The organism is Roseobacter phycocola (assembly GCF_042055075.2).
GTDB lineage: Bacteria > Pseudomonadota > Alphaproteobacteria > Rhodobacterales > Rhodobacteraceae > Roseobacter.
In genome coordinates this window covers 4,028,432-4,042,762 of record NZ_CP194010.1, presented here as the reverse complement: position 1 = coordinate 4,042,762, position 14,331 = coordinate 4,028,432, and the positions used below count along the sequence as shown (strand labels likewise).

General features: G+C 58.3%; 8 protein-coding genes. All 8 read right to left on the bottom strand.

Annotation, left to right across the window (positions count from 1 at the left end; genetic code table 11):
* Window positions 1–73: 73 nt before the first annotated feature.
* On the bottom strand, window positions 74–2,191 hold the full coding sequence (fusA, locus tag AB4K19_RS19990) for an elongation factor G (protein ID WP_375229977.1): 2,118 nt from the start codon (window positions 2,189–2,191) through the stop codon (window positions 74–76).
* Window positions 2,192–2,252: 61 nt separating this feature from the next.
* Window positions 2,253–2,723, bottom strand: coding sequence for a 30S ribosomal protein S7 (gene rpsG / locus AB4K19_RS19985; RefSeq protein WP_159978195.1), 471 nt, complete (start codon window positions 2,721–2,723; stop codon window positions 2,253–2,255).
* 12 nt (window positions 2,724–2,735) lie between these two features.
* Complete coding sequence (rpsL, locus tag AB4K19_RS19980; RefSeq protein WP_011570072.1) at window positions 2,736–3,107, bottom strand: 30S ribosomal protein S12; 372 nt, start codon at window positions 3,105–3,107, stop codon at window positions 2,736–2,738.
* A 384-nt stretch (window positions 3,108–3,491) separates the two neighbouring features.
* Window positions 3,492–4,358, bottom strand: coding sequence for a DMT family transporter (locus tag AB4K19_RS19975; protein WP_436398659.1), 867 nt, complete (start codon window positions 4,356–4,358; stop codon window positions 3,492–3,494).
* A gap of 203 nt (window positions 4,359–4,561) precedes the next feature.
* Window positions 4,562–8,809 carry a DNA-directed RNA polymerase subunit beta' gene (gene rpoC / locus AB4K19_RS19970; RefSeq protein WP_436398657.1) on the bottom strand — a complete coding sequence of 1,416 codons (4,248 nt, stop codon included), beginning with the start codon at window positions 8,807–8,809 and terminating at the stop codon, window positions 4,562–4,564.
* A gap of 53 nt (window positions 8,810–8,862) precedes the next feature.
* Window positions 8,863–12,999 (bottom strand): DNA-directed RNA polymerase subunit beta, encoded by a 4,137-nt coding sequence (gene rpoB / locus AB4K19_RS19965; RefSeq protein WP_375229976.1) that lies wholly within the window; start codon window positions 12,997–12,999, stop codon window positions 8,863–8,865.
* 264 nt (window positions 13,000–13,263) lie between these two features.
* Window positions 13,264–13,638, bottom strand: coding sequence for a 50S ribosomal protein L7/L12 (gene rplL, locus AB4K19_RS19960; protein ID WP_375229975.1), 375 nt, complete (start codon window positions 13,636–13,638; stop codon window positions 13,264–13,266).
* A gap of 73 nt (window positions 13,639–13,711) precedes the next feature.
* Window positions 13,712–14,227, bottom strand: a complete 516-nt coding sequence (gene rplJ / locus AB4K19_RS19955) for a 50S ribosomal protein L10 (RefSeq protein ID WP_375229974.1) — start codon at window positions 14,225–14,227, stop codon at window positions 13,712–13,714.
* Window positions 14,228–14,331: the final 104 nt, after the last annotated feature.

Here is a 14,331-nt window from a genome sequence, read left to right as displayed (position 1 = left end):
TGGCCTCCTTAGGTGTTCTGGTTGGCAGCATCCGCCGCCGGAATGGTTTGCTGCCCCTGGCGGGGCAGCAGGTTTATGCGAATTTTGCCTGGATCTCGTCGGAGATGTTTTGCGGCACCGGCTCGTAGTGGTCGAACTGCATGGTGAAGTTCGCCCGACCGCTCGACATCGAACGCAGTGTGTTGATGTAGCCGAACATGTTTGCCAGCGGTACAAAAGCGTCAATGGCAATCGCGTTGCCGCGGGTGTCCTGACCCTGCACCTGGCCACGACGGGATGTGAGATCGCCGATGATACCACCGGTGTACTCTTCAGGTGTGACCACCTCGACCTTCATGATCGGCTCAAGCAGTTTTGCGCCGGCTTTCTTCATGCCTTCGCGCATACCCATACGTGCTGCGATCTCGAACGCCAGGACGCTGGAGTCAACGTCGTGGAATTTACCGTCGATCAGCGCGACCTTGAAGTCGATCACGGGGAAGCCCGCCAGCGGACCGGAGTCCATCACCGACTGGATACCCTTTTCAACGCCCGGGATGTATTCTTTCGGAACAGCACCACCAACGATGCGGCTCTCGAAGGAATACCCTTCGCCCGGCTCGGTCGGCATGAGGATCATCTTGACCTCCGCGAACTGACCCGAACCACCCGACTGCTTCTTGTGCGTGTAGGTGATCTCTGCCTCTTTCGAGATCGTCTCGCGATAGGCAACCTGCGGCGCACCGATGTTCGCCTCAACCTTGAATTCACGCTTCAGACGGTCAACGAGGATGTCGAGGTGAAGTTCACCCATGCCCTTCATGATCGTCTGACCGGATTCGAGATCTGTCTCAACACGGAAGGACGGGTCTTCTGCCGCCAGACGCGCCAGACCTGTGGACATTTTCTCCTGGTCGGCTTTGGTTTTCGGCTCAACCGCGATCTCGATTACCGGATCCGGGAAGGTCATGGTTTCCAGAACGACCGGGTCGTTGACAGCACAAAGCGTGTCACCGGTTGTCGTGTCTTTCAGACCTGCCAGCGCGATAATGTCGCCCGCGAATGCTTCTGTGATTTCCTCACGGTCATTCGAATGCATCATCATCATCCGGCCAACACGCTCTTTGCGCTCTTTGGTCGAGTTCAGCAGCGTGTCACCCTTGTTGAGAACACCGGAATAGATCCGTGTGAACGTCAGCGTCCCAACGAACGGGTCGTTCATGATTTTGAACGCCAGCGCGGAGAAAGCCATTTCGTCGTCCGCGCGGCGGGCGATGTCACGTGTTTCCGTTTCGTCACCGGGTTTGAAGCCCATGTAATCAACAACGTCGAGCGGGCTCGGCAGGTAGTCGATCACAGCGTTCAGCAGCGGCTGGACACCTTTGTTTTTGAACGCCGAACCACACAGAACCGGGATGAAGGCGATTTCAAGCGTGCCTTTGCGGATCAGCTTGCGCAGTGTTTCCACGTCAGGCTCGTTGCCTTCGAGGTATTCCATCATCGCATCGTCGTCCATTTCGACGGCGACTTCGATCATCTTACCGCGCCACTCTTCGGCCTGCTCTTTCAGGCTGTCACGGACAGGGCGTTTCTCCCAGGACGCACCAAGGTCTTCACCGGCCCAGACCCACTCTTCCATGGTGATCAGGTCAACCATGCCTTCGAGCTCGTTCTCAGCACCGATCGGAATCTGAATCGGACAGGGTGTTGCGCCTGTACGGTCCTGGATCATGTGAACGCAGTTGAAGAAGTCCGCACCGATCTTGTCCATCTTGTTGACGAACACGATACGCGGCACCTTGTAGCGGTCGGCCTGACGCCAGACAGTTTCTGTCTGCGGCTCAACACCGGCGTTTGCGTCCAGAACGGCAACCGCGCCGTCGAGAACGGCAAGCGAACGCTCAACTTCAATGGTGAAGTCAACGTGGCCGGGGGTGTCGATGATGTTCATGCGGTGCTTGGGAGTGTCCGCAGTGGAGCCGTCTTCGGTACGCTCCCAGAACGTGGTTGTCGCCGCAGAAGTAATCGTGATGCCACGCTCCTGCTCCTGCTCCATCCAGTCCATGGTGGCCGCACCATCGTGCACCTCACCGATGTTGTGGGATTTACCTGTGTAATACAGGATACGTTCCGAACAGGTCGTTTTGCCGGCATCAATGTGCGCCATGATGCCGAAGTTGCGGTAGCGGTCGAGCGGATAGTCGCGTGCCATGGGGCTGCTTCCTCAGGATATCTAAAAACGGATAATCGCGCCCCCGGGGGGCGCGACGTGTTTACCAGCGGTAGTGGCTGAACGCTTTGTTGGCGTCTGCCATTTTGTGGGTGTCTTCGCGCTTTTTCACCGCGGTGCCGCGGGACTGAACAGCGTCCAGAAGCTCGCCTGCGAGGCGCTCTTCCATGGTGTTCTCGTTGCGCGCGCGGGAGGCTTTGATCAGCCAGCGGATTGCCAGGGCTTCGCGACGCTCGGGGCGCACTTCGACAGGAACCTGGTATGTCGCACCACCAACCCGGCGCGAACGGACTTCGACGGAAGGTTTGATGTTGTCGAGCGCTTCGTGGAAGACTTCGACAGGGGCGCGTTTGATTTTTGTCTCAACGCGTGTGAGGGCGTTGTATACGATACGTTCTGCGACCGACTTCTTGCCGTCGATCATCAGGTTGTTCATGAATTTTGTCAGAACCAGATCGCCATATTTGGCGTCGGGCAGGACTTCGCGTTTTTCGGCTGCGTGGCGACGGGACATCTTGGTCTCTCCTTACTTCGGACGCTTCGCGCCGTATTTCGAACGACGTTGCTTACGGTCTTTGACGCCCTGTGTATCAAGCACACCGCGCAGGATGTGGTAACGCACACCAGGAAGGTCTTTGACACGGCCGCCACGGATCAGAACCACAGAGTGTTCCTGAAGGTTGTGGCTTTCGCCCGGGATGTAGCTGATGACTTCGAAGCCGTTTGTCAGGCGTACCTTGGCAACCTTCCGCATCGCCGAGTTCGGCTTTTTCGGTGTGGTTGTGTAGACACGTGTACAGACGCCACGCTTCTGCGGGCATTCCTGCAGGTGCATGGACTTCGAACGTTTGATTTTCGGCTGCCGCGGTTTGCGGATCAGCTGCTGGATCGTTGGCATTCCGGTTCTTTCCCCGTTTAGCTCATAATACGTGCACAGGGACGACCCCATGCGGGTTTCAGTTTCGACAGATCACGCGTCCATGACCCGGGCTTGCGCAGAAAGCGCGTTTATTTCTCGCCGCATATCCATACGACAACAAAAAAACCGCTTCCGTTTCCGTACCGGGGAAAACGACGCGGTGAGGCTACAGAGGATCGGGTCAGCATTAGACCGGATCGTGACCACTGCATTTTGATTTCAGAGAACAGAGCGACCCCTGTCTCCGGGATGCCGCGCGTATAAAAGGAGTCGGATCAGGTGTCAACAGGGCGTGCTGCCCTCTGATACCGGGTCAAAAGTATGTGGAACGGCAGGCGTTCTCTCCTGCCCGGCCGCATTGTTTCAGCCGCGCATCAGGCTGCGTTCGCGGTAGAGTGTGAAGAGGCCGGTTGCAACGATGATTGCCGCACCAGCCAGTGTCATCCCGGACGGCCAGTCGCCGAAGACAACCCACCCCAGCAGAAGCGCCCAGATCAGACCGGTGTATCGGAATGGTGCAATAAACGACACATCCCCGGCCCGCATGACCTGCACCGAGAAGAAATACCCCCCCACAATGAACACCGACGATCCCCCCAGCAGCCAGGCCAGTGTTGGCGTCACAGGGGCCCATTCAGTGGTCAGCGAGGCGAGACCCGATGCCACCAGAACCGTGACGGAGGCGGACAGCGTGACCAGCAAAGACGGCACATCACCGGACAACCTCCGCGTCGACAGATCCCTGACCGTCACGCAGAGCACTGCAATCAATGCATAAACCGACCACAGCGAGAACCCATCGCTGCCAGGGCGTACGATCATCAGCATGCCGGCGAACCCGATGACAATTGCCAGCATCCGGCGCCAGCCGACGGCTTCGCGGAAAAACAGAGCTGACCCCAGCGTCACGGTCAGCGGCAGGATCTGCAGAATAGCCGTCACATTAGCCAGCGGCATATTAAGCAGCGCAGAGATAAAGAAATAGGCGGCACCCACCTCGGACAGGGACCTGACAGCGATCATCATGCGGTCCATTGGAGCGACCGGGCCACGCAAGGCTCCCCGCGCCCGGGCCATCAGAAAGATCAGCAGGCTGGCCAGAATGCCCCGCAGGAACAGCAGCTGAAAGAGCGGCAACGCGCCATCCGTCATTTTGATAAGCGCATCGTTAAACGTAAAACAGGCCATTGAGGCCATCATCAGAAGTGCACCGATGAGATTGGGTGACATGGTCAGCGCATCCTCATGTCATGGAGGACGGGGCCGGAACCGTTGATCCGGACGGAAGGCCGCATCAAGCCCGCTATATTTATTCGCACCGTCATGACCTGCCTTCGTTCCTGCACTGCGCGTACAAAACACCGCACACCGCCCAAAGAAAAGCCCCCGCAGGATATTCCTGCGGGGGCCTTCCGTTTTCATTTCATGCGATCTCAGTCGCGGCTGTCTTCATCCGCCGGAATGATCGTGTCGAACACATCGCCGCCCACCATGTCGTCTTCCATCACCGGTGCTGCCAGCGCTGCTGCAGCTTCGGCTTCTTCACGACGGGCTTCGATGACAACATTGTCACGGTCCTGAGCCACACGGCGGACTTTCATGGTCGCGCCACCGGTACCGGCCGGGATCAGGCGGCCCACGATGACGTTTTCTTTGAGACCAACAAGCTTGTCCTTCTTACCCTGCACAGAGGCTTCGGTAAGAACGCGGGTGGTCTCCTGGAAGGACGCCGCCGAGATGAAGCTGCGTGTCTGCAGCGACGCCTTGGTGATGCCAAGCAGGATCGGTTCGCCCTGAGCGGGACGGCCGCCTTTCGACAGGGCCTTTTCGTTGGCCTGATCGAATTCCTGCTTGTCCACATGTTCGCCCTTAAGCAGCGTGGTGTCTCCGCTGTCCTGGATTTCCCACTTCTGCAGCATCTGACGCACGATTACTTCGATGTGCTTGTCGTTGATCTTCACACCCTGCAGGCGATAGACGTCCTGAACTTCGTCGATCATGTAATCCGCCAGCGCCTCGACACCCATAATGGCCAGGATGTCATGCGGTGCCGGATTACCGTCCATGATGTAGTCACCCTTCTGGACAAAATCACCTTCCGCAACCGGGATGTGTTTGCCCTTGGGCACCATGTACTCGACCTTGTGATCCGGATCCTCGGAGCTTTCGATCGCGATACGACGCTTGTTCTTGTAGTCCTTGCCGTAGCGGACATAACCATCGATTTCCGCGATGATGGCGTGATCTTTGGGACGACGTGCCTCAAAGAGTTCGGCCACACGCGGCAGACCACCGGTGATGTCCTTGGTTTTGGCACCCTCACGCGGGATACGCGCGACAACGTCACCGGCCTGCACTTCGGCGCCGTCCTCGACAGACAGAACCGCGTCCACAGACATCGGATAGGTTACAGGGTTGCCCGCATCGTTGCGCACGGGCTCGCCGTCACCATCCACCAGGATGATTTCGGGCTTGAGCTCGTTGCCCTTCGGTGCCGCACGCCAGTCGATCACGATCTTCTGGGTCATCCCTGTCGCGTCATCGGTCTCGTCCCGTACAGCGATACCGCTGACAAGGTCAACGAACTTCGATGTACCGGATTTCTCCGCGATGATCGGCAGCGTGTAGGGATCCCACTCAAAGAGCTTGTCGCCCCGTGCGATGTCCTGGCCATCCTTCACAAAGAGCTTGGAACCATAGCCGACCTTGTGGCTGGCACGTTCCTCGCCGTTCTCATCCTGAATGATGAGCTTCATGTTGCGGCCCATGACCATGGTCTCACCAGCAGTGTTCTCAAGCGTCTGTGCGTTCTCGAACACGACTTTGCCGTCATGGCTTGCCTCAAGGAAGGACTGCTGACCACCCTGCGCAACACCGCCGATGTGGAAGGTCCGCATGGTCAGCTGTGTACCAGGCTCACCGATGGACTGTGCCGCGATGATACCGACAGCCTCACCGGTGTTCACCATCGTACCGCGCGCCAGGTCACGGCCGTAGCACATGGCACAGACGCCCTCTTCGGCCTCACAGGTCAGCGGGCTGCGGATACGTGCAGATGCCACACCGGCCTCTTCGATTGCATCGGCCATCCGTTCATCCACCAGCGTACCGGCAGCAACCATCACCTCATCCGAACCCGGACGCATGATGTCCTCGGCCACAACGCGGCCCAGAATGCGCTCGGAGAGCGAGGCCACAACCTCACCATCGTTGACCGCTGCAACAGCGGTGATCGATGTCTCGGTGCCGCAGTCGTTCATACGCACGATGCAGTCCTGCGCAACGTCAACCAGACGGCGTGTCAGGTAACCGGAGTTCGCTGTTTTCAGAGCGGTATCCGACAGACCCTTACGGGCGCCGTGGGTGGAGTTGAAGTACTCAAGAACGGTCAGACCTTCCTTGAAGTTCGAGATGATCGGTGTCTCGATGATGTCGCCGTTCGGCTTGGCCATCAGGCCGCGCATCCCGCCGAGCTGTTTCATCTGGGTAACCGACCCACGGGCACCGGAGTGCGCCATCATGTAGACCGAGTTCGGTTCCTGTTCGGCACCGGCCTCGTCCCGCTGGCTGGCGGAGATCGAGCCCATCATCGCATCGGTGACCTTGTCGTTACACTTCGACCAGGCATCGACAACCTTGTTGTACTTTTCGCCCTGAGTGATCAGGCCGTCCATGTACTGCTGTTCGAAATCCTTCACCTGCTCGCGCGTCTCTTCGACGATCGGCCATTTGGTGTCAGGGATCAGCATGTCGTCTTTGCCGAAGGAAATCCCGGCTTTGAACGCTTCACGGAAACCCATGGTCATGATCTGGTCACAGAAGATGACGGATTCCTTCTGACCGCAGTAACGGTAGACGGTGTCGATGACCTGCTGCACTTCTTTCTTGCGCAGCAGACGGTTCACCAGCTCGAACGGCGCCTTGGCGTTCAGCGGCAGCAGAGCGCCGAGGCGGATACGGCCCGGTGTGGTCTCAAACCGCTTCATCACTTCCATGCCGTTTTCGTCGATCTGCATGATCCGCGCGGTGATTTTGGAGTGCAGGTGCACAAGCCCTGCGTCCAGTGCGTGCTGCACTTCCTCGACAGACCCGAATACCATACCTTCGCCCGGCATGCCTTCGCGCTCCAGGGTCGTGTAGTAGAGACCCAGGATCATATCCTGCGACGGCACGATGATCGGCGCACCGTTTGCAGGCGACAGAACGTTGTTTGTGGACATCATCAGAACACGCGCTTCCAGCTGCGCCTCAAGGCTCAACGGGACGTGCACGGCCATCTGGTCACCGTCGAAGTCGGCGTTAAACGCAGAACATACGAGCGGGTGCAGCTGGATCGCCTTACCTTCGATCAGAACCGGCTCAAACGCCTGAATGCCAAGACGGTGCAGCGTCGGCGCACGGTTCAGCATCACCGGGTGTTCGCGGATCACCTCATCGAGGATGTCCCAGACTTCCGGGCGCTCCTTCTCAACCAGCTTCTTGGCCTGCTTGACCGTCGAGGACAGCCCCTTGGCCTCCAGCCGCGAGTAGATGAACGGCTTGAAGAGTTCGAGCGCCATCTTCTTGGGCAGACCACACTGGTGCAGCTTCAGCTCCGGACCGGTCACAATAACCGAACGGCCCGAGAAGTCGACGCGTTTACCCAGAAGGTTCTGACGGAAACGACCCTGCTTGCCTTTCAGCATGTCAGACAGCGATTTCAGCGGGCGCTTGTTGGCACCGGTGATCACGCGGCCACGACGACCGTTGTCGAACAGCGCATCAACGGATTCTTGCAGCATCCGCTTTTCGTTCCGCACAATGATGTCAGGCGCACGCAGTTCGATCAGACGCTTCAGGCGGTTATTCCGGTTAATCACCCGACGATAGAGATCGTTCAAGTCGGACGTCGCGAAACGACCACCGTCAAGCGGCACCAGCGGGCGCAGTTCCGGCGGGATCACAGGGATCACGGTCAGAACCATCCACTCCGGGCGGTTGCCGGATTCCAGGAAGCTCTCAACCACCTTCAGACGCTTGATGATCTTCTTAGGTTTCAGCTCGCCTGTGGCTTCCTTCAGCTCTTCACGGAGCTGATCGGCTTCGGCTTCGAGGTCGATGGCGGCCAGCATTTCGCGGATCGCTTCGGCACCGATGTTCGCGGTAAACGCGTCCATGCCGTAAGCGTCCTGCGCGTCCATGTACTCTTCTTCGGTCATCATCTGACCGTACTGAAGATCCGTGAGGCCCGGTTCGATCACCACGTAGTTCTCGAAATAGAGCACCCGCTCCAGATCGCGCAGCGTCATGTCGAGCATGAGACCGATGCGGGATGGCAGCGATTTCAGGAACCAGATGTGTGCCACAGGCGAGGCCAGCTCGATGTGGCCCATCCGCTCACGGCGGACCTTTTGCAGCGTGACTTCCACACCGCATTTCTCGCAGACAACGCCGCGATACTTCATGCGCTTGTACTTGCCGCAGAGGCATTCGTAGTCCTTGATCGGGCCAAAGATACGCGCACAGAACAGGCCATCACGCTCGGGCTTGAAGGTCCGGTAGTTGATGGTCTCAGGCTTTTTGATCTCCCCGAAAGACCAGCTCAGAATGCGCTCGGGCGATGCCAGAGACACCTTGATTTCGTCAAACACCTTGGGCGGTGTGAGCGGGTTGAACGGGTTGTTTGTCAGTTCCTGGTTCATTTTCAAATCCTTGAAAGGGGTGCGTTGGGAGTGAAGTGACGGGGATCAGCCCGTCACTCATCTTCCTCCGCATCCAGGAGTTCCATGTTGAGGCCGAGACCCCGGACTTCTTTGACGAGAACGTTGAACGATTCCGGTACACCGGCCTCGAAATTGTCCTCGCCTTTGACGATGCTTTCATAGACTTTCGTCCGTCCGGCAACGTCGTCCGACTTCACGGTCAGCATTTCCTGCAGGGTGTATGCAGCGCCGTAAGCTTCCAGAGCCCAGACCTCCATCTCCCCGAAGCGCTGGCCACCGAACTGCGCTTTGCCGCCCAGCGGCTGCTGGGTAACGAGGCTGTAAGGCCCTGTCGAGCGCGCGTGGATTTTGTCATCCACCAGGTGGTGCAGTTTCAGCAGGTATTTGACGCCAACCGTCACAGGACGCGCGAACTGCTCGCCTGTGCGGCCATCAAAGAGGATCGATTGACCGCTCTCGTTAAAGCCGGCACGTTTGAGCGCATCGTTCACATCGCCTTCTTTTGCACCGTCAAAGACCGGCGTTGCAATCGGCACACCGCGTGTAACATTGCCCGCCGCCTCGATCAGCGTCTCCTCGTCCATGCCCGCGATACCCTCGTCATAGACGTTTTCACCGTAGGCGTGATGCAGCGCATCACGCACTGGCGTCAGGTCGCCGGACCGACGGTATTCCTGCAGCGCCTCGTCCACGTTGATGCCGAGACCGCGCGCGGCCCAGCCCATGTGTGTCTCGAGGATCTGACCGACGTTCATACGCGACGGCACGCCCAGCGGGTTCAGACAGAAATCAACCGGTGTACCATCCGCAAGGAAGGGCATGTCTTCCATGGGAACCACTTTGGAGATAACCCCTTTGTTCCCGTGACGACCGGCCATCTTGTCGCCCGGCTGCAGCTTGCGCTTCACCGCGACGAAGACTTTGACCATCTTCATGACGCCCGGGGGCAGATCGTCGCCACGACGGACTTTCTCGACCTTGTCCTCAAAGCGCGCATCAAGAGCACGTTTCTGGATCTCGTACTGCTCGTTCAGCGCTTCAACCACCTGAGCGTCAGCCTCGTCCTTGAGCGCCAGCTGCCACCACTGACCGCGGGTCAGCATTTCGAGCAGATCCTCGGTGATCTCGGAGTTCGCGGGCACACCCTTTGGGCCTTTGACAGCTACTTTGCCGAGGATCATCGACTTCAGACGCGCGTAGATGTTGCGGTCAAGAATGGCGAGCTCGTCGTCCCGGTCACGGGCCAGACGTTCGATTTCCTCACGCTCGATCTGCAGCGCACGTTCGTCTTTTTCCACACCGTGGCGGTTAAAGACCCGTACTTCCACAACCGTACCGAAGTCGCCTGGTTTCACACGCAGCGAGGTGTCGCGCACATCGGAGGCTTTCTCACCGAAGATGGCACGCAGAAGTTTTTCTTCCGGTGTCATCGGGCTCTCGCCCTTCGGAGTGATTTTACCCACGAGGATATCGCCCGGCTCGACGTCTGCGCCGATATAAACGATGCCCGCTTCGTCGAGGTTGCGCAGGGCTTCCTCGCCAACGTTCGGGATGTCGCGGGTGATCTCTTCCGGCCCGAGCTTGGTGTCACGGGCAGCGACTTCGAATTCCTCGATGTGGATCGAGGTGAAGACGTCGTCACGGGCAATACGCTCAGAAATCAGGATCGAGTCCTCATAGTTGTAGCCGTTCCAGGGCATGAAGGCGACGACGACGTTTTTGCCGAGCGCCAGTTCCCCCATATCCGTTGACGGACCATCCGCAACAACCTGACCCTTGGACACCCGGTCTCCCACTTTGACCAGCGGACGCTGGTTGATGCAGGTGTTCTGGTTCGACCGCTGGAACTTGCGCATACGGTAGATGTCCACGCCCGCGTCGCCCAGCTCCAGATCTTCGGTGGCCCGGATCACGATACGGCTGGCATCGACCTGGTCGATGACACCGGCACGTTTCGCCATGATGGCAGCACCGGAATCCCTTGCGACCACTTCTTCGATACCGGTGCCGACAAGCGGCGCCTCGGCCTGCAGGAGCGGCACAGCCTGACGTTGCATGTTCGAGCCCATAAGAGCGCGGTTCGCGTCGTCGTTTTCGAGGAACGGGATCAGCGATGCCGCTACCGAAACCAACTGCTTGGGCGACACGTCGATCAGGTCCACACTTTCGGACGGCGCAAGCGTGTAGTCCCCGGACTGGCGCGTCGACACCAGCTCGTTCACGAACTTCATGTTTTCATCGAGGTTCGCGTTCGCCTGAGCCACTGTGTGGCGCATTTCCTCGGTTGCGGACATGTAGTGGACTTCGTCCGTCACCTGACCGTTTTCAACCTTGCGGTAGGGCGTTTCAATGAAACCGTATTTGTTCACGCGTGCGAAGGTCGCCAGCGAGTTGATCAGACCGATGTTCGGGCCTTCCGGCGTTTCAATCGGACACATCCGCCCATAGTGCGTGGGGTGTACGTCGCGGACCTCAAAGCCTGCGCGCTCGCGGGTCAGACCACCCGGCCCAAGCGCCGACAGACGACGTTTGTGCGTCACTTCGGAAAGCGGGTTGGTCTGGTCCATGAACTGCGACAACTGGCTGGAGCCAAAGAACTCGCGCACGGCTGCTGCCGCCGGTTTGGCGTTGATCAGATCCTGCGGCATCACCGTGTCGATCTCGACCGACGACATCCGTTCTTTGATTGCACGCTCCATGCGCAGCAGGCCAACGCGGTACTGGTTTTCCATCAGTTCGCCAACCGAACGCACCCGGCGGTTCCCGAGGTGGTCGATGTCGTCGATATCACCACGACCGTCGCGCAGATCCACCAGCGCCTTGATGCAGGCCACGATGTCTTCGCGGCGCAGGGTGCGCTGCGTGTCTTCGGCGTCAAGCGCCAGACGCATGTTCATTTTCACGCGGCCAACCGCCGACAGGTCATAACGCTCGCTGTCAAAGAACAGCGTGTCAAAAAGCGCAGAAGCGGCTTCGACGGTGGGCGGTTCGCCCGGGCGCATGACGCGGTAGATATCCATGAGCGCGGTGTCGCGGTTCATGTTCTTGTCCTGCGCCATGGTGTTGCGCATGTAGGGACCAACGTTAACGTTGTCGATGTCGAGGACCGGAATCTCGGTGATACCCGCGTCGACCAACTCCTTGGCTGTGCCGCCAATGAGTGTGCCGTCCTTGTCGTATTCGAGCGTCAGTTCGTCACCGGCCTCAACGTAGATTGCACCGTTTTCTTCGTTGATGATGTCTTTGGCGACAAATTTGCCGGCAATGTGATCATAGGGCAGCAACAGTTCAGTGACTGTGCCTTCGTCGATCAGTTTCTTGACCGCGCGCGGCGTGACCTTCTTGCCTTTTTCAAACAGGACTTCGCCGGACGCCGCATCTACGAGATCGTATGTCGGGCGGGTCCCGCGCACACGATCAGGGAAGAACGGGGCGACCCAGCCTTTGTTCTTCTCGAGACGGTAGGTGACTGTTTTGTAGTAGGCATCCATGATGCCTTCCTGATCGAGCCCCAGCGCATAAAGCAGCGTCGTGACCGGCAGCTTCCGGCGACGGTCGATGCGTGCAAAGACGATGTCTTTGGCGTCGAACTCAAAGTCCAGCCAGGAGCCGCGGTACGGGATGATCCGGCAGGCGAAAAGCAGCTTGCCCGAGGAATGGGTTTTGCCTTTGTCGTGGTCAAAGAACACGCCCGGCGAGCGGTGCATCTGGGAAACGATCACACGCTCAGTACCGTTCACAACGAAGGTGCCGTTAGGCGTCATCAGGGGCATATCGCCCATGAATACGTCCTGTTCCTTGATATCCTTGACGGACTTCGCACCTGTGTCTTCGTCCACATCAAACACAATGAGACGCAGCGTCACCTTCAGCGGCGCGCTGTAGGTCATGTCACGCTGCTGACATTCCTCAACATCGTATTTCGGCTTCTCGAGATCGTACTTGACGTACTCAAGCGTCGCCGTTTCGTTGAAGTCCTTGATCGGGAAAACAGAATCGAAAACGCTGGCAATGCCTTCGTCGATGCTGGGTGTTTCCCCGTCGCCGGAGTTCAGGAAAAGGTCATAGGAAGATTTCTGTACCTCGATGAGGTTCGGCATATCCAGAACTTCACGGATTTTGCCATAATATTTACGAAGACGTTTCTGGCCAAGGAACGATTGCGCCATGTCTGCTGTCACCTTTCAGTGTTCTCACCGGTCGGAGCTGCCGTCGGGCCACGGCTCTCCGCCCATACGAGAAGATACGTTTCGGTCCATTCTGGCTGCCGTCCCACCGGCAACCTCCCGACCATTGAACCGCATCCGGGAAAAAGCCTTCGTCGAAAGGCCCTTGCCAGGACGGGTTGAGCCGGACCCGGAAAACTCCGGGTCCAGCTCATTTTTTCTGGCGGGGTATTCAGACGGAAACCGTCTGCTCCCCTGAAAACCGGATCAGGCCAGTTCGACCTCGGCGCCAGCTGCTTCCAGCTTGCCCTTGATCTCTTCTGCTTCTGCCTTGTCGCAGCCTTCTTTGATCTTGCCGCCGGCTTCGACCAGGTCTTTGGCTTCTTTGAGGCCCAGACCGGTGATGCCGCGAACTTCTTTGATCACGTTGATTTTCGATGCGCCTGCGTTTTTCAGGACAACGTCGAATTCCGACTTTTCTTCCTCTGCGCCACCAGCGTCGCCGGCAGGACCAGCCATCATCACTGCGCCGCCTGCTGCGGGCTCGATGCCGTACTCGTCCTTGAGGATTGTTTTCAGTTCTTGTGCTTCAAGCAGGGTCAGACCAACGATCTCTTCTGCCAGTTTTTTCAGATCAGCCATGTTCAGCTCTTTCCGTTAACGATATGTGTGTTCCAACGTCGCGTTTTCAACCCGACGCCGGTTTGACGATGCCTTATGCAGCCGCCTTGTCCTCAATGGTGGACAGGATGGATGCGATGTTGCTTGCAGGTGCGCCAATGGCCCCGGCGATGTTCGATGCAGGTGCGCCCAGCATGCCAGCGATGGTAGCAATAAGCTCCTCGCGAGACGGCATTTTGGACACGGCTTCGACACCGGCGACGTCCAGTGTGTTCTCACCCATTGCACCGCCGAGGATGACGAACTTGTCGTTTCCTTTGGCGAAGTCCTGAGCAACCTTGGCCGCGGCCACAGGATCCTCAGAATAGGTCAGAACGGTCATACCCGTCAGAAGGTCAGCGATGCTTGCGCATGGCTTGCCCTCAAGGGCGATCTTGGCGAGCCTGTTTTTGGCAACACGCACAGACCCACCCGCTTCGCGTGCTTTGGCGCGCAGGTCCTGCATTTCAGCAACTGTCAGACCGGCGTAGTGGCTGACCACAACGACGCCAGAGCTTTCAAAGATCTGGCCGAGCTCTTCGACCAGCTGTTCTTTTTGTGCTCTATCCACAGTTTCACTCCAGTATTGGGCAGGTTCCCCTGCCCGGCTCAGTTCAGGGTGCGATGGTCAGCACCCGTTTCGGGTCCAATTCAGGGTCCCGAGACCAAAACCGC